Origin of the sequence: Massilia sp. Leaf139 (assembly GCF_001424165.1) — a bacterium.
Lineage (GTDB): Bacteria > Pseudomonadota > Gammaproteobacteria > Burkholderiales > Burkholderiaceae_D > Telluria.
In genome coordinates this window covers 725,579-745,225 of sequence record NZ_LMOJ01000025.1, presented here as the reverse complement: position 1 = coordinate 745,225, position 19,647 = coordinate 725,579, and the positions used below count along the sequence as shown (strand labels likewise).

Genomic DNA, 19,647 nt, shown 5'->3' with positions numbered 1-19,647 from the left:
TGCAATCTTGAATTCCTCTGTGTACCGCTTTCCACTCATACCTTCTCCTTGTGCCCGACATTATGGCTCAGGAGTGTCTACTGAACTCGTGGCGATTCACAAAGAGCCTAGACTCGCGAATCTTGGACTTAACTCTCAGCTGGGACAGTTGCTGACATTCTGCTATGACAAGCAGATTCCCGAGCCAAGCTTTGTAGTCTTCTCAGGTCGTGGTTTACAAGTCAAATGGCTATTCTCCGCGCCCGTTCCCGCTGCCGCACTACCTCGATGGGTGGCAGTGCAGCGCGCACTCAACTTGCTCTTGATGGGCTTCGGTGCAGACCCTCAGGCAATGGATGCGTCGAGGGTTCTCCGACTGGATGGAACAGTGAGCTCTCGCAGTGACGAAACCATTCGAGTAGTACATCGTGCAACGACACCCACGATGGGTGCTGAGCGATTAGCGAACGGCGCAGTCGCGTACGACTTTGATACGTTAGCCGAAACGCTCTTGGACCACCAGCGAGATGAGCTGGCCGCGCAAGATGCAGAACGAACCGTTCGGAGTGCACATGACGCACTTGCGAAAGCCAGGCGTGAGGCGCAGTGTGCAAGCTTGGTTGTGATTCCTGGTGGGCGCGAGGAAAATCCGAATGTAAAGTCCAGCCCCCTCATCCCGAGCCAACTTGCTTGGGACCGCATTGGGGACTTGAGAACACTAGCTAGAATCCGCGGATACGACGGCGGCCTGCCGCCGGGCCAGCGAAATCTTTTCGTCTTCCTCTCGTCATGCTTTCTCGCGCAAGCCTGTCTTGTTCGCAACTTATTACCTGAGGTTGCATCGCTAGCAAATGAGTTTTCGCCCAGCTGGTCGCAATCCGAAATCGTGTCATGCGTAAGCAGTGTCGTCGCCCGCGCGAAGGCGGCTGCAAACGGAGAAAAAGTACCTTTCAACGGTATGCAGGTTGACTCTCGCTACAGATTCACCAACTCCACCTTGGTAGAGGCGCTGCAGGTAACCGAGTCAGAAGCACTACAACTAAAGACGATACTTCCCAAGTCGGAGGCACGGCGTCGGAACACAGAGCGCCACGCTGCAGCACGCAGGCAGAATGGTGCGTTAATGCGAGATGTTTACGTAGACCGCGCAGGAGACCGGCGCGACAGAGCCATGGAGTTGTCAAAGACCGGTCTCCCGCGCAAGTCGATAGCCAAGGAACTAGGCGTAAGCGTTTCTGCCGTACACGGGTATCTGAAGGAATAATCCAGCGCACAAAGTCCATCCTGACGTATGGGAGATGGCGAAGCCTACAGGCCCATAGTTCTGCCTCCGGATAAGGGCCTGCCGAAACCAAAAAACAAACCCGTACGTTCGTCTTTTCGAGGGGGGCCCCATACCGTGCTCAGCGGCCTGGCGAGACGGGAAGGACCAAAGGCGTGGTCTGTAATGAGCAAGGGTACCGCCTTGTCAGAGCGCCGGCTTAGGCTGATTTCTACACCACAAGTCCAAGAACTTCAGGGCTGTAATTAGGGATGCCACGTAAGTCGCCATGAGCACAGGTACGCAAGCGAATTCTGCGGTATGTTTGACGTGCCGAACAGCCATCATCCGCAGTGTTCCGTAAGACGCGACGAGGACTCCTTTGACTTCTGTTACCAAAAAAGCGCTCCCAAAAAAGCGCCCTTCTTACCTCAACCCCTTTGAAGGACGTGCCAAGCGCATCCGGCTAAGCGGCCTGTTCCTGTTTGACCCCGAAGTGTCGATGCGTCTGCAAGGGATTACTTTGCGAGGCACTTTCATCGAGATGGGCGAAGAGTCCCTCTTCAAGGGTTTGGAACGGGCGAGCCAAACCGGCCAGCTCTCCCGTGAACTGAAAACCCGGTTGCTGCGCCGGATGCCTCGCTCAATAGCGAGTGCGATGTCAGCTGCGTTTGACGCTCCAGAGGACGGTAGCAGTGCACTAGCACAAATGGGCATGTGGGAGGCTCACCTGATGGCAGTTTTTTGCGACGACAACGGCGACCAAGCTCCCTGGCCAGCCTCAGCACAATTCATTCTCAATGTGGAACGCGCAAGTCGAAACGCGACGATTCTGTGCAATGAAAATCAGTTCCAAGCCGCCGCGGAATACTTAGCCAACCATCCCCTGCTGAAACAGTTCATGTCGTCGGAAGTGTTGAAAGGAATAGCGTACCCTCCCGATGAGAACGAAATGTTGGCGCTACGTCTATCCATGGCATTGGAACTGTGGCTAAGCCTGCTGGCAATTTGGGACCTTGAAGCGAAGCCAGACAGGGCTGCTGACGAGCTGTCCTACCTTGAACAACTCCTGCCCTCGGATAGTTCAAACACCAAAAACACCGTCGCGCTACTGTTTGACTGGCTATTAAGAACAGCAAAGATACCGACGCCTGCGGCGTTGCTCAAAGATAAGCGACTCGGACAATTCAGTGTTGACCCTCAAACGCTCGGCGCGTGGAGTCGAGGTACGAATTTTCCGAGCACCACCTACAGAACCGGAATTGCCAATAGGCTGCTCAGCACCGAGGACGCTGAGACCTTCGAGCGACTTTGTGCTGCGGCACGCCAGCTTAACTTCTTGGGCTACGTGGCGCAGGAACTGGAAAGAATGCTCGGGGCGCCAGAAGGAGCCAGAGCCGAACAGCGCAAATTGTTCGGCCTGAGCCTGCCGTTTGGTCACGACACGATTGAAGCTTGGATGCGAAGTCGATACCCCGTTTGGCTACAGTTTCATAAAAAAACCCTAGGCAAACAGAATGCGGCACCGTTGGCTGCAGCCGACGCGTAAGCCCTCTGTTACTCGTCGTCGTCTTGGCCCTGATAGCGCTCGTTGTTGGGGTTCAGCTGGTTCGAGTGATTATCCATGCTGTCGTCGTAGGCGTCGTTGTTAGGGTTCATGCTATCGCTGCGGTCGTCGTTTGGGGTTCGGCTCATGGTTAATCTCCTTGTTGTGCCGGTAAAATTTACCGGTAAACCCAGTGTAGTCGGGTGCTCGAGAGACTGCACTATGACAGTTTGGAAAACATGAATACCCCCGATGTGCGCGGCGAGAACGAACCCGGCAATGTCGGCGTCATATGGCGGTCGCGTCGGACCGAACAGCAGCGAAAGGCGCTAATGCGGGCATCGGTGCTTGCATGTCGCATGCTGCCCCTACTACATCCAACGCCCCAATCGTCGCTTTTTTACGAACGGTACGACGTCACTCCGGTAACGCCGCTGATTCGCTGCGCGGGGGCAGGCTTAATGCGATGAATGTAGCGGTCGAGATGTACCCGGAGGATGTCCTAGGGCAGGTACCTTCAGTTGTCGATAGAGTCATTGAGCAGTCTTGTTCTCTTACAGTACTTCCGGCCGACGACCCGTGCCACTCGTTCACTGACTTGCTAGACGGCGCGGGGAACCGATGACGGGGATGTGCTTCGCGTTGGCTGGACGGACGCGATAAAGACCACCCTCTCATCAAGTAATCGCAGCTTGGCGTTGAAAAGCAGCTTAGCGTTGAAGTTGCTCGATAAACATCCCCCAAAAGTATTCTGAGGCTCCCTGCTCGGACAATTGGGAGTTTTGCTCGCCGCGGTGGAACTGCATCCCCATCGGTTTGAAATGCATTGCCTGACTATCGGACTCGATAGTCAGCATCTCGTTGAACGAGTTAGCCCCTGCGTCCGCGCTGTACGAGAATGATAGTGATGAGGAGCCCCTACCCAGCCCACCTACACGTATCGAACACTCAGCAACCGTTTTCCCCTCGCGGTAGATAGTCGCAGAGAACGCTTGGCCAGCCAGCGGCAGAAAGCGTACTTGGATACTCTGGTTGCGAGCGGCAAGCTCGTCCAGTGAAGCACTGAAGAACTTGGCCATGTAGTCAAACGTGTCGTGCAAGAATTTATCGCGGTCAAAGTCCGTAAACTCCTTCTTGAGTCGGAGATTACTAGACCTTGGCCTTTCCTGCGCTGACTGTCCCAGCGCCTGCATGGCACTAGATGCAGCAGGTTGGCCGACATCTGCCACAGGCCGCGCAATGTCCCACCCTGGGTCAAACCCTCTGCCCATCAGCGTCGCGGCCTTTGGTGCCACCCGAGCCATACCCTCGACTGCTTTGCGAATCTGCTTGGCCACGTCTGTCCACGCCTCTGCCTGATTCGGCCAGGTGGTCACGGCCTTGCCGTCCTTCGGAACTGCCAGAAGCTTGCCAAACGGTGCAGTATGCCAATCGCAGGGCTCAAGAATAACCGGAATTACGCGCGCCGTGCCCTCAGCCTCCCGTTCAAGCGCTCGGTTCATCTCGATGGAATAGCAATATCGGGAGGCCAAGAAGTCCGCGCTAACGAGCAGGAGAATTACGTCAGCGCTTTCCAAATTCTGGTCAATCGCTGTATCTATGTTTGAACCAGCCGTAATACCTCGGTCATGCCAGGTCTCAATTAGCCCTTGGTTCTTCATGAGCGAGAGGTGCACTTCGAGCCGGTCGCGCAGCGCCTCGTCGGCATGGCAGTAAGAAAAGAAAAGTTTGGCCATCGTTGATTCTCTTAAGCAGTCGTATGTTGTTGTGTGTGGCCGCCGCTGTCGGTGCTCGAAGCGACATCGCTTAGGTTCTGCAAAATGCCGCACTCCTGGACGAGATGAGGTTGCTCGCATTGGTGGCGCAACTTCATCAGTTGCTGTTCTAAGCTCTGGAGCTTGTGCATTTGCACCTGGATGAGTTCAATGTGGTGGTCAAGCAAATCATTGACCCCCTGACATCCGCTGGTCGGTTGCGCTTGGAACTCCAGCAGAATCCGTATGTCGGGGATGCTCATCTGCAATGAGCGACAATGTCGTATGAACTGAAGCCGCTCTAAGTGCGGCGGCATGTACTGCCGATATCCAGATTCGCTGCGAGACGGCGCCGGCAATAGTCCTGCCTTCTCATAGTAGCGAACGGTCTCAACGTCGCACCCCGATTGCCTAGCCAGTTCTCCGATACGCATAAGTTCTCCAAAACGCTTGACCCTGTAGCCACTACAGGGTTTCTAATGTAAGCATACTCGAATTTGAAAGTGCTCACATGCCCCCCGAAAGTAGCAAGGATTGCTGTTCACCAGCTCCTGCTGATGCTCCTCAGGCGCTGACTTTGGAACTACGCGACCAATGGGTTGCGGAGGTTGACTCGACAGATGCGCTGGCGACTGCTTGCTGCTCAAACGACAATGCGATGCCGCGTGCACTAAGCCGCTTTTCGTCGAGTTCGAGCTTAGACGATGGAACGGAAAATCGTTCAGCCAGCCCGGCAGCTGCCTCATGTTGCGCGGCGAAGGGACAAGCCACAACGACCGCTGAGGACGCGCCCTTGCCACCCGCAGGAGCGGAAGTTGTGCGGTATCGCATCTCGAACATGGACTGCCCCACCGAGGAGCGGCTCATCCGTAACAAGGTCGAGCCGATAAAAGGCGTTCTTCGACTCGACTTTAACCTCATGAGTCGAATGCTTACGGTCCACCATGAGCTCATGAGTCCAGACCCCATCTCCGCTGCCCTACGGTCTGTCGGAATGAATGCGGAGCTAGTCGACGAAACTGCAGCGACTCAGCGTAACGATGGCGTGTCGGCGGGCCTCACGACGAGTCAAAAATCCCTGTTAGCAGTGTCTGGAGTCACTGCAGCCGCTGCGGAAGCGTTTGCTTGGACAACACACACGGACTCCTCCCCCCTCGTGATAGCCCTGGCGCTTATTTCTATCGCCACCGGCGGCATTCCAACTTTGAGGAAAGGGCTAATCGCGCTACGAACACTCACTCTTGATATCAATTTCCTGATGAGCCTCGCGGTCATCGGCGCAGTTGTAATCGGTCAGTGGCCAGAGGCCGCAATGGTCGTCTTCCTCTTCGCTGTCGCCGAGCTAATCGAAGGCCTATCACTCACCAGGGCGAGGAACGCCGTCCACAGTCTCCTCAAGCTCGCGCCTGACGTGGCTAACCTTCGGTCACCTAACGGTGAACTGCGCGAAGTACCGGTCGAAGCGGTACAAATCGGCGATGTCCTTTTAGTGAAGCCTGGTGACCGCATCCCGCTCGATGGCGTCGTCCAGGCCGGCGAGTCCTCAGTAAACCAGGCACCTATTACAGGCGAAAGTGTACCTGTCGACAAAGCAGTCGGTGACCAGGTTTTTGCCGGCACCATCAATGAGCGAGGGGTCCTGGAAGTCAAGGCGACATCGGACAGCCGAAACAGCACTCTCGCCAAAATTGTTCGAGTAATCGAGGAAACGCAAAGTAATCAGGCGCCGACCCAGCGTTTTGTCGATGTCTTCGCACGTTACTACACTCCTGCTGTGGTCCTCCTGGCGTTGTCGGTCGCGCTAGTCCCGCCGTTGGTATTTGGCGGAGAATTTGCCCCATGGCTCTACAAGGCCCTAGTCCTCTTGGTCATCGCCTGCCCTTGTGCCCTGGTCATCTCCACGCCGGTGACTATCGTGAGCGGCCTTACTGCTGCAACAAGGATGGGCATTTTGGTGAAAGGTGGCCAGTTCCTTGAAACCGGCTACAGACTTCGGGCTATCGCTGTAGACAAAACGGGTACCCTAACGACTGGCCGTCCGAAAGTCACCGAAGTAGCAACGACGTCGCCCCTATCAAACGAAGACGTTCTGCGTATCGCCGGCAGTCTGGACATCAACTCGTCGCATCCTCTGGCGAGTGCGATTGTCGCTACCGCCGTATCAAGTGGCGCACCTATGCCTGTAACTTCCTTCGAATCGCTGCCAGGACGTGGAGTCCGAGGCGTCATCGGCGGCGTTGCATACCACTTAGGTAACCGGCGTTTGATAAGGGAGATGGGCCTCATCACCCCCGCGGTAGAGCAAGTTCTCGCCGCACTCGAAGAACAAGGAAAGACGACAGTCATTCTGGCCGATGCCACGTCAGTATTAGGTGTGATTGCAGTTGCGGATACGGTTCGCCCGGAAGCCGCGCTGGCCATCGGCCGCTTGAAGGAAATGGGCATTACCACTGTGATGCTCACTGGCGATAACGACCGAACGGCGCAGCATGTTGCAAAGCTAACGGGAATTAGCACGGTTCTCGCGCAGCTTCTTCCAGAGCGGAAGCTACAAGAAGTTGAAGAACTTCAAAGGCAATTCGGCATGGTCGGCATGCTTGGTGACGGCATCAACGATGCTCCGGCGTTGGCCAAGGCGGACATCGGTTTTGCTATGGGGGCCGCCGGCAGCGACACCGCCATCGAGACTGCGGACGTGGCGCTCATGAACGACGACCTCACAAAACTTGTTTCGTTTGTTTCCCTCAGCCGCTCGACCCATGCGATTCTGATTCAGAACATAGTCCTTGCCCTCGGCATCAAAGCCGTCTTCTTTGCTCTTGCGCTAGCTGGTTCTGCGACATTGTGGATGGCCGTGTTCGCTGACGTCGGAGCAAGCCTACTGGTCGTCTTCAACGGACTTCGCCTGCTGAAACCTAGCAAAGCTAGGTCATAGACCACGCCGATATTGTGAGCCCACACTTGGCCTTAACCATACTTATGCTATCGTCCGCACCGTGAAAAGACTTCTCCTCATCCTGTTAATGTTCGTGCTGCCTGCCCAGTATTCTTGGTCAGCCGCTGCCTCATATTGCCAGCACGAGACCAGAGCTTCCCTGCATTTCGGGCACCATGCGCATGAGCATGAGGCGCAGTCCGGCGCGGCCGACGACGACGGAGAAGTCGAAAAAGTGCACGCAGACTGCGAGTATTGCCACCTTTTCTCTCATGCCTTTTTCACCAGTACCTCCGACGAGTCTCCGAGTCCTGAAGCACGTCGTCACGCAGCACTCAGAACGCTGAACTACTCGTCACATATCCCAGAGGGCCCCTCAAAGCCCGACTGGCATTTCGTCGCCTAGCCGCGACGAGACTCCCTCCGTTATTGCCTAACAAGGGGTCCCGTCGAATTTCATCCAAATTTCGGAGAATTCGATGTATCGACCAATCATTCCGCTTCTTGCGGTGGCATTGAGCTGTCCAGCTTTTGCCCAAATATCGGCACGTCCGCCTGCGCAGCTCGGGCATCCGATGCCGTCAAATGCTGCAAACCAAACGCGTGAAGCCTCAGGCCCGTTGTCCCTACAAGCCGCGCTTCGCTTGGCACTGCAGGCGAACCCTGAACTGCGTGCAGCCGAACACGAGGTCCAGGCCGTAGAGGCAGCCACCATGCAGGCCCGGGCATTACCGAACCCGACTCTTGAGATTGGAGTCGAAGACACCAGGCGCGAGACCAGAGAAACTACTGTTCAGCTCAGCCAACCGCTTGAATTAGGGGGGAGGCGTGCCAGCCGTGTGAGTGCAGCTGAACGGGCCCAGGACGCGGCACGGGCTGACCTTGGCGTCAGGCGAGCTGCGGTGCAGGCTGACGTCATCACGGCATTCATGAACACGGTAGCAGCACAGGAGCGTTTGCGACTTTCCCAAGAATCGCAAGACGTCGCCGACAGAGTGACGACTGCGGTCTCCAAACGCGTGCAAGCAGGAAAAGCCTCGCCTGTAGAGGAAACCCGGGCGCGTGTCGCGCAATCGTATGTTCGTCTCGAGGTGTCAAAATCGCAAAGTGAACTAAACAACGCTCGGCTTGCTTTGGCCTCTACGTGGAAAAACGTCTCTCCGCAATTCCAGCATGCCGTTGGCACGGCATCCACTCTCCCCGAGCTTCCAAGGTGGGAAGTGCTAGCTGCTAAGTTCTCGTCATTGCCTGCAGTAGTGCGCGCTCATGCAGAAGTGGCTCGTCGTGAGGCCCTCGTCGCAGTTGAACAGAGCCGCCGTACTCCCGACGTCGCCATTACGGCCGGCATAAAGCGGTCGGCTGAGCTGGGTCGAAATCAGGCGGTCTTTGGCCTCTCGGTGCCTCTACCTCTCTTCGATAGGAACCGTGGAAACGTCCTTGAAGCACTGCGTCGAACAGATGTTGCAAAGGATGAGTTCGAAGTTGCTGAGACCAAGACCTACAACGACCTTGCCCAAGCGTACGAACGGCTGCGCGTGTCTCGTCATGAGGCTCAGGTACTCGCCGCCGAAATTCTTCCAGGTGCCCAAAGCGCATATGACGCAGCCGTTAAAGGATTTGAGTTCGGCAAGTTCGCATATTTCGATGTGCTAGATGCCCAGCGCACTCTTATCCAATCGAAAGCGGATTACCTGCGTGCGTTCTCTGAATCGCATCGTGCCGCCGCGGACATCACACGTATTACCGGCGTAGACATGCCGAACATCGAACACTAAGAGACGAAAATGGACAGCAAAATTTCAAAGAAACAGCTGGCGTACATCGTCGGCATCCTAGCCGTAGGCGTCGTCCTGGCGCTCCTTATCATGTTGACTAAGCCACGGGCCCCGGCCGCCGAGGCAGGTGAGTCAGAGCATGCGGAGGAACAGGTTGCGAGTAAGGCGGAAGGCGAAGCTGGTGAAGACTCCCATGAAGCCGAAGAGGCGCATTCCGACAGCGTCAAGCTCACGGACGCTCAAATCTCAGCTTCAGGAATCAAGGTATTAAAGGCCGGGCCAGCTACGATTCGTTCTACGCTCACTCTTCCGGGAGAGATTAAGTTCAACCAGGACAGGACGGCACAGGTTGTCCCACTCCTGGAGGGAACCGTACAGGCAGTACACGCGGACATAGGTCAATCAGTGAAGAAGGGGCAAGTGCTAGCCGTTATCGCAAGCGTGGAACTCTCTGACCTGCGTAGCCAACTGCTCACTGCCGAGAAGCGGCTATCGCTTGCTAAAACGACCCTCGCGCGCGAGAAGAAACTGTGGGAAGAAAAAATCTCGGCAGAGCAGGACTATCTGCAGGCCCGCCAGGCCATGCAAGAAGCAGAAATCGACTATCGCAACGCGGAGCAAAAGCTACGCGCTCTTGGCTCTAGCGCCCATTCCAAAGGCGGGTTGAACAGCTATGAGCTCCGGGCTCCCTTCAACGGTGTAGTCGTAGAAAAGGCGGTCTCTCTGGGTCAGTCAGTCAAAGAGGACTCGTCGCTCTTTACCGTTGCCGACCTCTCCACCGTCTGGGCGGATGTCGCGGTGCCGGCCGGTGACCTCGGTAACATGCGTGTTGGGGAGCAGGTCACGGTTAGAGCGAGCGCGCTTGAAACTGAAGCCGTCGGGAAGATTGCATACGTCGGCTCGCTGCTCGGTGCTGAAACTCGCACTGCCACCGCCCGCATTGTCCTCCCCAATCCCGCCCTTTCCTGGCGTCCGGGACTGTTCGTCAACGTCGAGGTACAGCTCCAGTCGAATCAGCGGGAAGCCCCGGTCACGGTTGCAGCGGCCGCGATTCAAACTGTTGAAGAGAAGCCAACGGTATTTGTCCGTATGCCTGGAGGCTTCCGAGCGGAGCACGTGACTCTTGGCCGTAGAGATACTGCGACGGTCGAGGTGACGAAGGGGCTCGCCCCAGGCACCGAGTACGCTGCCGGCAACAGCTTTGTAATCAAAGCGGAGCTGGGTAAATCCAGCGACGAAGATTCTCACTAAGGCGGAGCGCACTCATGTTCGAACGTCTAATCCGCTTTGCCATCGCGCACCGATGGCTGGTCCTTCTAATCGTCATCGGTATGGCGGCGATTGGAGTCTACAACTATCAACGTCTCCCCATCGACGCGGTCCCGGACATCACGAATGTTCAGGTCCAAATTAACACTGCGGCGCCCGGGTTCTCGCCGCTCGAGTCGGAGCAACGGGTAACGTATCCTATCGAGAACGTAATGGCCGGTCTGCCGAATCTTGAGCAGACAAGGTCCATTTCTCGTTACGGACTTTCGCAAGTGACGGTGACGTTCAAAGACGGGACCGACATCTACTTTGCCCGGCAGCTCGTGAACGAAAAGCTGCAGGAGGCAAAGGAGCGCTTACCTGCGGGCGTCACCCCGGAAATGGGCCCCATTTCGACGGGTCTCGGAGAAATCTACCTCTGGACAGTAGAGGCGGATGAGAACGCACGCAAGCCCGATGGGACACCGTACACGCCAACGGACCTTCGGGAAGTTCAAGATTGGATTATCAAGCCGCAGCTTCGCGTTGTGCCCGGTGTCACTGAGGTCAATTCCATTGGTGGATACGTGAAGGAGTACCACGTCGCACCCAATCCGCAGCGCCTGGCCGCATACGGCTTCACGATGAAAGACATCGTCGAGGCGATTGACCGTAACAACAGCACTGCGGGCGCCGGGTATATCGAGCGTCGGGGCGAACAGCTTCTGGTTCGCGCACCGGGACAGGTACGGTCGCTTGATGAGATTGCGAGTATCACCTTGAGAACCGCTCAGGGAATCCCTATTCGCGTTCGCGATGTGGCTGAAGTAAGTATTGGCCAAGAGCTTCGTACTGGCGCCGCGACTGACAACGGACGCGAGGTGGTGCTCGGAACGGTCTTCATGCTTATCGGTCAGAACAGCCGTGCCGTCTCCCAGGCGGTCGACCTGAAGATGAAGGAGATTAATCGAACCCTTCCGAAAGGCGTGCATGCAATAACGGTCTATGACCGAACGGTGCTGGTCGACAAGGCTATCAATACCGTTAAGAAGAACCTGGTAGAGGGCGCGTTGCTCGTCGTTGCAGTGCTGTTTCTCTTCCTGGGAAACATCCGCGCTGCAATCATCGCTGCAATGGTCATACCGCTTTCGATGCTCTTCACCTTTACAGGCATGGTCACTTACAAGGTCAGCGCTAACCTGCTTAGCTTGGGGGCCCTAGACTTCGGCATCATCATCGACGGGGCCGTGGTTATCGTCGAAAACTGTGTGCGAAAGCTTGCAGAAGCGCAGGGACGTCTCGGGCGCCCGCTGACTCGAACGGAACGCTTTGAAGAAGTGTTCGCAGCGTCGCGCGAGGCGCGCCGGCCGCTACTCTTCGGCCAGCTCATCATCATGGTGGTTTACCTGCCCATCTTCGCCCTCTCTGGGGTTGAAGGCCGGATGTTCCATCCGATGGCGATAACCGTCGTCATCGCCCTGCTCGGAGCCATGATTCTTTCGATTACTTTCGTTCCTGCCGCCGTAGCGCTGTTCATCGGTAAGTCGGTGGCGGAAAAGGAAAGCAGATTGATGCACCAAGCCAAGCGGCTCTACGAGCCGCTCCTTCGCAAGGTCATGGCTAACGGTCCTGTCGTCATTACGTTCGCCGTGGTCAGCATCTTACTGTCGGGCCTCCTAGCGACGCGTCTTGGCAGCGAATTTGCGCCAAGCCTGAACGAGGGAGACTTTGCCATCAACGCAAACCGCATCCCGGGTACAAGCTTGTCCCAAACAGTAGCTATGCAAGCTCAGCTCGAACGTGAGCTGAAAGCCAAGCACCCGGAAATTGAACGGGTGTTTGCCCGCACAGGAACGTCTGAGGTAGCCTCTGACCCGATGCCGCCAACGATGTCTGATGGTTACGTGATGCTCAAGCCAGAAGCACAGTGGCCGAAGCCGAAAAAGTCCCGCGACGAGTTGCTCGAGGCGATTCAAGCAACTGCAGCAACTCTGCCTGGTAACGCCTACGAGTTCTCTCAGCCAATCCAGCTCCGGTTTAACGAACTCATCTCTGGGGTCCGTAGCGACGTTGCTGTCAAAGTGTTCGGTGACGATATGGAGGTGCTCACCGAAACTGCTGAGCGACTGTCCAAGGCCTTGGCGAAAGTCGCTGGCGCGACTGATGTGAAAGTTGAGCAGGCAACCGGCTTGCCGACGCTAACGATAAATATCGATAGAAACAAAGCATCGAGATATGGCCTGGACATAAGCGATGTCCAGAACGCTGTCGCTACTGCTGTAGGGGGTACGGAAGCGGGAACGGTATTCGAAGGAGACCGTCAATTCGGCATCGTAGTCCGGCTTCCGGAGGGCACTAGGAACGATTTGGATTCGATGGGACGCCTGCCAATTGCGCTCCCCCGCTCCGAGCAATCGACCTCTGGCCCGCGATTCATTCCGTTGCGTGAGGTTGCTACTCTGGAGGTTGGCCCTGGGCCTAACCAGATTAGTCGAGAAAGCGGAAAGCGGCGCGTTGTCGTGTCAGCGAACGTTCGCGGGCGAGACATCGGTTCTTTTGTGAACGAAGCCCGGGCGTCGATTGAAAAGTCCGTGTCGGTACCTGCAGGGTACTGGACAGTGTGGGGTGGCCAGTTTGAGCAGTTAGAGTCAGCGACCGGCCGGCTAAAAGTTGTAGTCCCGCTGGCTCTGCTTCTAGTGTTCACTCTGCTCTTCGCGATGTTCGGGAACCTTCGAGATGGGTTGATTGTGTTTTCCGGGATTCCGTTCGCGCTTACCGGTGGAGTGCTCGCACTATGGCTCCGTGGGATTCCGCTCTCAATCTCAGCCGCTGTCGGCTTCATTGCGCTATCAGGTGTTGCGGTGCTAAACGGACTGGTAATGGTCTCGTTTATCAAACGCCTGCAGGAAGAAGGAAGGCCACTTCATGACGCCATCCACGATGGGGCGTTGACCCGTCTGCGACCAGTGCTCATGACCGCTCTCGTGGCTTCAGTCGGGTTTATCCCAATGGCCATCGCAACTGGGACTGGCGCCGAGGTCCAGAGGCCGCTGGCAACGGTCGTCATTGGCGGCATTCTTTCCTCTACGGCGCTGACGCTGCTTGTTCTGCCAATCTTGTACCGGTTCGCCTATCGCCGCAGAAATGGTGTCATGGTGGCTGGCATGAAGCAGGAAATTATCTCTTAACCGGTTCCAGCAGCGGCTGAGGGAATAGCTCGGCCGCTGCGGATTAAATGCACCTACGCATTGGCATTATTTGCAAAGGTAAGCGTTGTTGGCCCCCTCTTCGCACAGGCAATAAAGAATCTTAGCAGTTTCATTAACGCCCGCGCGCCGGCACGGAAGAACTACTTAATAAGCAATACCAACCGATGTTCTAAACACGCGTGGAATTTGCTGTATCAGTCGATTCAAGCGTTGTCGTGATAAATTGCTGACTCCACATATCAGAAAAGATAAGCTATGCCAACCTATCAGGAATACCAGGAACAAATTGCAAAGTTGCAGATTCTTGCCGAGCAAGCACGCCAAGATGAGCTTAATGATGCCCGTCGAAAAGTTCGTGAGCTCATGGATGCGCACAAGCTATCGCCATCCGACTTTGCTGAGCCAAACAAGAAGGCAAAGCAGTCAGAGAAAAAAGGCACGGTTCAGGCTAAGTATCGCGACCCGGACTCCGGAGCAACTTGGACGGGCCGCGGCCGGGCACCACGTTGGCTCAACGGTCGAGACAAAGAGAAATTCCTTATCAAATAACAGGTAGTTCCATCCTGATAAATTGAAATGGCTGTCGGTTTAACGGCGGTACGCTCAGTCATTTGCAGTCATTAGCGCAGCAGCTCCTGCTGCCTGCTGCCTCACTGATGGCCTTCAGCTCCGCATTCACTTCTTCATCGCCCAGGCTGTACACGGGTGCGAATCCGCCGCCTGGAGTCCTGAAGTTCGTGGTCTGGCCCTGATAGACACGCGCGGCTGTCCACTGGACTCGGCTGTTGTACACGTAGCTGCGCAAGTCGAACTTCAAAGTCTCGGGACTGTCAGCCGTACCGGCAGCCCGAACGCCAGGAGCGACAACTCGCTGAGCGATGTATTCGCCCGACAAGATTTCCTGCCAAACCCGCTTCGTTACCTTATCGCCCCGGTAGGCCGCTCTCCCTCCGTATCCAGCGACAGGCTTGAAGAACAGATTGCGTCGCTCGTTCCACAATCGTTCCGCGTTATTGGTCGTGACGCTCTCGGTGAAAGGCACGTTGGCAACTAATATGTCGATAGTATCTTGGGGCACTCCCAGCCCTTCGAGCGTTGTGGCGTCACTCAGTATGGTGAGATTGCGCTTGTTCGCGTAGAGGGCATGAGCTTGAGGATGCGGGGTGAGTACAACCGCATCGTCACAGTACGCGTCATGCAAAGCACGCGACTCCGGCGCCTCAAGCATGAAATCAGTCAGCCGGTTGTAGACCAAGTCAATCATCAGCTCACCAAACCACAGCGCGCCGTCTCTGAAAACAAGTTCACTCGGGTCTGTAATGACTGCATTGATATCGTTTTTGGCGAACAGCCGCTGAAACAGAATAAATTCCGGGTAGAGGTATTGTTGCTGAGGTTGAGTGTCGACTATCGCAATGGTTCGCAAAGGCGAAGCTCGCTTTGCGCAGGCCCATTCGGCCTGGAACATCTGCACTATCTCGTCCTCGAACATTGCGCCGGAAAGGACAGCTTGTGCCAGCTGCGTATCGTCTAGGCAGCAGGTTCGATGCGCCTTTGCCATAGCAGCGTTGAGCATCGCACCTCCAGCATTTGTGTTTATTTCGATGAGGCCGAGGTTCGCGCCGTCCGGATGGAAGTCGTATCCGAAAAACACTCCTCGTGCGCCGTTTGCCCCTCTCTTGGCAATGTCGGGCGCATCAGCCAGTACAAGCTCCTGGTACGCGGGCAACTCAATGACAGACTCAAGGGCACGCACTACCTCCTCGATTCTGTCCGCCTGAGTCCTGGAGATAAAAACGGGCCGTGCCGAGAACAGGTAAGGGCATCGCTCCTCTATCAGCTCGAAAAGCATGTTGTCGTGCAGTTCGCAGGACAACGCCGACTTCAAAGCAGACTTATCCAAGCTGCTGCAAAAGCAGGAACTGTTGAGCTGTTCTGCTGGCAACCTCGTCGAGTCGTATTCGCTTGTCTGGTTGTCGGCAACGATGTCGGAATTTCGCATATGGTCCCTATCCTGGGTGCGAGCTCATGGCTCGGGTGCTCGGCGCCGCATGCCCGCGAAGGCGTAACGCGTTAGTAATTACAGAGACCGAGCTGAGGCTCATGGCGAGCGCGGCAACCATGGGTGACAACAGCTGTCCGGTGAAGGGATACAGCACTCCTGCAGCCAATGGAATCCCGAGCGCGTTGTAGACGAAGGCAAAGCCGAGGTTTTGCCACATATTCCGTACCGTCTGTACAGAGATGGAGCGAGCGACCGCAATGCCGCGTAAGTCCCCCTTCACGAGGGTGATGTGGGCACTATTGATGGCCACGTCCGTCCCGGTACCCATGGCGATGCCCACATTTGATTTAGCGAGCGCCGGCGCGTCATTGATACCGTCGCCGGCCATTGCAACGATGCGCCCTTCTTTTTGCAGCTTGTCGACCAATGCGAGCTTGTCCTGGGGCTTCACTTCGCCGTAGAACTCGTCTATTCCAAGTTTTGAGGCAACAGAGCGCGCCGTCGTGATTCCATCCCCGGTAGCCATCACAACAGTTATCCCATCGTTACGGAGGTTCGTCAGCGCCTCTACTGTCGTGGCTTTGATAGGGTCAGATACTGCCAGGAGGCCTACTAGCACGCCCCCCTCGGCAAGGTACATTACGCTGGCACCCTCGGCTCTCAAGCTCTCAGCAGGTCCCGTGAGGGCGTGCCAGTCGACATCCATAGACTCCATCAGCGCGGTATTTCCGAGTGCAACCCGCTTTCCGTCGACGGTACCCGTCACCCCAATACCGCTGGCAGACTCGAAGCTTTCAGGCTTTGATAGCAAAATCCCTCTGCTCTTTGCCTCAGCTACGATTGCGTGAGCCAGCGGGTGCTCGCTGCCCTGGTCAAGGCTGGCGGCGAGCTCAAGGACGTACTCGTCGTCGTACCCTGGCGCCGCGACAACGGTGTTGAACGCCGGCTTTCCTTCCGTTAGCGTGCCCGTCTTGTCCACAATGATGGTGTTCACCTTTCGAAGGTCCTCGATAGCAGCCGCATCGCGGAACAGCACTCCCTGTGTTGCGGCCCTTCCTGTTGCCGCCATGATGGACATCGGCGTCGCCAAACCCAAGGCACATGGGCAAGCGATTATGAGAACAGACACTGCATTCACAAAGCCAAAGACCCAACTTGGCTCGGGTCCGAAGAGGCCCCAAACGACAAACGTAAGAACAGCGATGACCGCGACGACGACGACAAAATAGCCTGCTACCGAGTCAGCCAGACGCTGCATTGGCGCGCGCGAACGCTGGGCCTGCGAAACCATCTGAACAATTTGTGACAGCATGGTTTCTGAGCCGACTTTCTCTGCAGTCATTACGAGGCTGCCGCTTGTGTTGATGGTCGCGCCTATGAGCCGGTCGCCAGGTCGTTTTGTGACGGGCACGGGCTCGCCTGTAAGCATCGACTCGTCAACTGCGCTTTCCCCTTCCGACACCAGTCCGTCTACCGGGACCTTTTCGCCTGGGCGAACTCTGAGGGAATCTCCGACGTGTACATGGGTCAGGGGAACATCTTCTTCGCTCCCGTCGGAAGCGATGCGGCGTGCGGTCTTGGGAGCCAGACCCAGCAACGATTTGATAGCAGCAGAGGTTTGCGAGCGCGCACGGAGCTCGAGGATTTGACCGAGCAGCGTCAGCGAAACGATTACTGCCGCCGCCTCGAAGTAGACACCGATGCGACCATGGCTCGCGAAAGTGACCGGGAAAGCGTTTGGCGCTAAAGTGGCAACGACGCTATAGCCATACGCAGCCATGACCCCTGAGCCAATGAGCGTCCACATATTCGGGCTCCTGCGCATGAGGGACTGGAACCATCGCACGAAGAATGGCCAGGCGGCCCAGATAACGACCGGTGTGCTCAGCGCTAACTCAATCCAGTTCTGCCCAGGTAAGCCTGCTGGGAAAAGCATATGGCCGAACATTGCCAACGCAAATACAACTACTGTCAGAGGTAGCGTCCACCAGAAGCGCCGACGGAAGTCCACTAGCTCGGGGTTTTCTTCGTCATCCAAGGAAGGAAGTTCGGGCTCCAATGCCATGCCACAAATTGGGCAGTTACCTGGCATGGCCTGTCGAATCTCGGGGTGCATCGGACAGGTGTACGTAGTCCCTGCTGGAGCGTCCGTTGGACGAATTTCTGCCGGTTTCGCGACAGCCAAATAACTCTCCGGCGCGGCTCTGAATTTCTCCATGCACTTTGGGCTGCAGAAGTGATAGACCTCGCCCCCGAACGTAATTTCTCGCTCAGGGTTTGGTCCGACCTTCATCCCACACACTGGGTCAGTGAACGGTTTCGCGTCTGTCGGTTGGTTAGAAGAAGGCATGCTGTCTCCTACGTGAACATGACCTGTGAGTTGCACTCCAGAGTGCTTATGCGCTTTGTGGTCGCCATGCGTTTCGGTCGTCATACGTAGCTCCTAAAGACTTGCAGTTAGCTCATTGAACCAAAGCGTGATGACTCACTGTAGACCCTCCCACAGTTGGAAGGTCAAGCAGTTCTTTGACGATTCAGATACCGCTTGAAGATGCGGTATCTGAACTTCCTACTTCTGCCGAGGTTTAGCTTTGCGCTGCCATTCGCTGGCACTCAGCCGCGCACTGCCGACAGGCTTCTGCACACTTTTGGCAATGGTCCATTTGATGCTGTCCGCACTCATCGGCGCAGGCTTTGCAGATTTCTGCGCACATACGGCAAGCCGCTGCGGCGTGTTCGCTCCCGCGCGCCACCAGTGCTGCAGCAAAGCGGCAGGCCTGTGCACAGTCCATATCCAAAGCGATGCACTTTGCCATCGCTGCCACGTGTTCCTCCTTCAAACACATTGCTGCACAGTTGTCGCAAGCGTTGGCGCAGGCGTTGCATGCATCGATACAGCTTTGAAAAGAATTCATGTCCATGTCGTTCTCCAAATGTGAAGGTCAAGTTACTCGTAGTACGAAATTGGGTCGCTTTTGAGGCGACCCAAGCGGCGTGACGATTAATCTAGTCTGCGTACGTTTGCAACCGGTACGAAGTCACAGTCACGGAACTGCTTGCACAGCATTTCCCTCATGTCGTTAATTGAGTTCTTCTGCATCGTTACGATGTTGTCGCAGTACCGGCGAAGACCATCGTGAGACAGGTCGCTTTTGACCTGACATTCGATGCTAGGGCTTAGCGCAGCAAAGTGGTGGCTGCTAAACACCTTGAGAAATTGTTCATCGAACTGGCGTCCAGCAGGGGTTCGCTCAAGCATTTGAATCATCTGCATCCCGGAGGGGGCGAGCTTAGGCACATATGAGATGCCGTACCATTCACGCAGCATTCGCTGCGCCTTCGCGATTTCCTCTCGCTGACCGCGGTTCGCTTGACGTGACATGGACCGAATTTCTTCGGCCGCTGCCTTAGGGATGCTTTCTGCGTAACCCGGCGTAGGTGTTGTACCTTCATCAGGATTAATGATGGCCGGGTCGCGGACACGGTCACTACCGGCCGCAAGTTCAGTCATGCGTAAGGCCGAGTAATGATGGTCAATGATGAAGGTCAAATAGTTCTTTTCGAATCGTGCGGTTCTTCTGTCGCCTGGACCTTCAGCTGATGCCGCGGACGAGAGAAGAACAGTGCCGGCAGCCGCGACAGCAATAGCCGCGTGACTCCAGCCTGAACGATGGGCGCGACCTGCCCTTCCGGTATTTGCGGAGAGTTTGGAATTCATGATTTCCTCTTAACGTAATGAAAACGATAACTTGCGTGCAAGTCGACGGCCGCCGTAACGAACCGGCAGACAGGGACAAGCTGGAATGCTTACAGGATTACGGAGAGATATTTGGGCGGTCGCTCTAAGCCAGCTGAGATGTGGCTTGCGAATATGCTAAGGGGCGTTACTATAGGGGAGTCGCTTTTGAAGGACTGAATTTTGGCCGAGTGCACTG

The 19,647-nt window shown here is 56.0% G+C and carries 13 protein-coding genes and 1 pseudogene; 8 read left to right on the top strand and 6 right to left on the bottom strand.

Features of this window, described 5'->3' with window-relative positions; translation table 11 throughout:
• Together ASF77_RS25050 and ASF77_RS21045 are read left to right on the top strand one after the other, a co-directional pair.
• Window positions 1-1,243: pseudogene (locus tag ASF77_RS25050) on the top strand (hypothetical protein); the annotation flags it as partial.
• Between the two features lie 379 nt (window positions 1,244-1,622).
• On the top strand, window positions 1,623-2,789 hold the full coding sequence (locus ASF77_RS21045) for a hypothetical protein (RefSeq protein ID WP_156648961.1): 1,167 nt from the start codon (window positions 1,623-1,625) through the stop codon (window positions 2,787-2,789).
• A gap of 8 nt (window positions 2,790-2,797) precedes the next feature.
• Here ASF77_RS21045 and ASF77_RS24725 read toward each other — a convergent pair whose 3' ends face one another.
• The 3 genes from ASF77_RS24725 to cadR all read right to left on the bottom strand — a co-directional run bounded on the left by ASF77_RS24725 (window position 2,798) and on the right by cadR (window position 4,974).
• Complete coding sequence (locus ASF77_RS24725) at window positions 2,798-2,935, bottom strand: hypothetical protein (protein WP_200934209.1); 138 nt, start codon at window positions 2,933-2,935, stop codon at window positions 2,798-2,800.
• Window positions 2,936-3,496: 561 nt separating this feature from the next.
• Complete coding sequence (locus ASF77_RS21040; protein ID WP_056344046.1) at window positions 3,497-4,522, bottom strand: toll/interleukin-1 receptor domain-containing protein; 1,026 nt, start codon at window positions 4,520-4,522, stop codon at window positions 3,497-3,499.
• Between the two features lie 11 nt (window positions 4,523-4,533).
• A complete protein-coding gene (cadR, locus tag ASF77_RS21035) occupies window positions 4,534-4,974 on the bottom strand; it encodes a Cd(II)/Pb(II)-responsive transcriptional regulator (protein ID WP_056344043.1) in 441 nt (146 codons plus the stop codon).
• 383 nt (window positions 4,975-5,357) lie between these two features.
• Between cadR and ASF77_RS21030 the strand changes: the two genes are divergently transcribed.
• The 6 genes from ASF77_RS21030 (at window position 5,358) to ASF77_RS23855 (ending at window position 14,256) form a co-directional block, all read left to right on the top strand.
• A complete protein-coding gene (locus ASF77_RS21030) occupies window positions 5,358-7,475 on the top strand; it encodes a cation-translocating P-type ATPase (RefSeq protein WP_229445525.1) in 2,118 nt (705 codons plus the stop codon).
• Window positions 7,476-7,536: 61 nt separating this feature from the next.
• Complete coding sequence (czcI, locus tag ASF77_RS23860) at window positions 7,537-7,881, top strand: cation efflux protein, CzcI family (protein WP_082493946.1); 345 nt, start codon at window positions 7,537-7,539, stop codon at window positions 7,879-7,881.
• Window positions 7,882-7,954: 73 nt separating this feature from the next.
• On the top strand, window positions 7,955-9,250 hold the full coding sequence (locus ASF77_RS21025) for a TolC family protein (protein ID WP_056344038.1): 1,296 nt from the start codon (window positions 7,955-7,957) through the stop codon (window positions 9,248-9,250).
• Window positions 9,251-9,259: 9 nt separating this feature from the next.
• Window positions 9,260-10,501 (top strand): efflux RND transporter periplasmic adaptor subunit, encoded by a 1,242-nt coding sequence (locus tag ASF77_RS21020; protein ID WP_056344035.1) that lies wholly within the window; start codon window positions 9,260-9,262, stop codon window positions 10,499-10,501.
• 14 nt (window positions 10,502-10,515) lie between these two features.
• A complete protein-coding gene (locus tag ASF77_RS21015; RefSeq protein ID WP_056344032.1) occupies window positions 10,516-13,686 on the top strand; it encodes an efflux RND transporter permease subunit in 3,171 nt (1,056 codons plus the stop codon).
• Window positions 13,687-13,962: 276 nt separating this feature from the next.
• Entirely contained in the window at window positions 13,963-14,256 is a 294-nt protein-coding gene (locus ASF77_RS23855) for an H-NS family nucleoid-associated regulatory protein (protein ID WP_082493945.1), read from the top strand.
• 58 nt (window positions 14,257-14,314) lie between these two features.
• Here the strand turns inward: ASF77_RS23855 and ASF77_RS21010 are convergent, their stop codons facing one another.
• The 3 genes from ASF77_RS21010 to ASF77_RS23845 all read right to left on the bottom strand — a co-directional run bounded on the left by ASF77_RS21010 (window position 14,315) and on the right by ASF77_RS23845 (window position 19,430).
• Entirely contained in the window at window positions 14,315-15,709 is a 1,395-nt protein-coding gene (locus ASF77_RS21010; RefSeq protein WP_082493944.1) for a hypothetical protein, read from the bottom strand.
• A 7-nt stretch (window positions 15,710-15,716) separates the two neighbouring features.
• Entirely contained in the window at window positions 15,717-18,062 is a 2,346-nt protein-coding gene (locus tag ASF77_RS21005) for a heavy metal translocating P-type ATPase (protein WP_082493943.1), read from the bottom strand.
• Window positions 18,063-18,713: 651 nt separating this feature from the next.
• Complete coding sequence (locus ASF77_RS23845) at window positions 18,714-19,430, bottom strand: DUF305 domain-containing protein (RefSeq protein ID WP_082493941.1); 717 nt, start codon at window positions 19,428-19,430, stop codon at window positions 18,714-18,716.
• Between the last annotated feature and the right edge of the window lie 217 nt (window positions 19,431-19,647).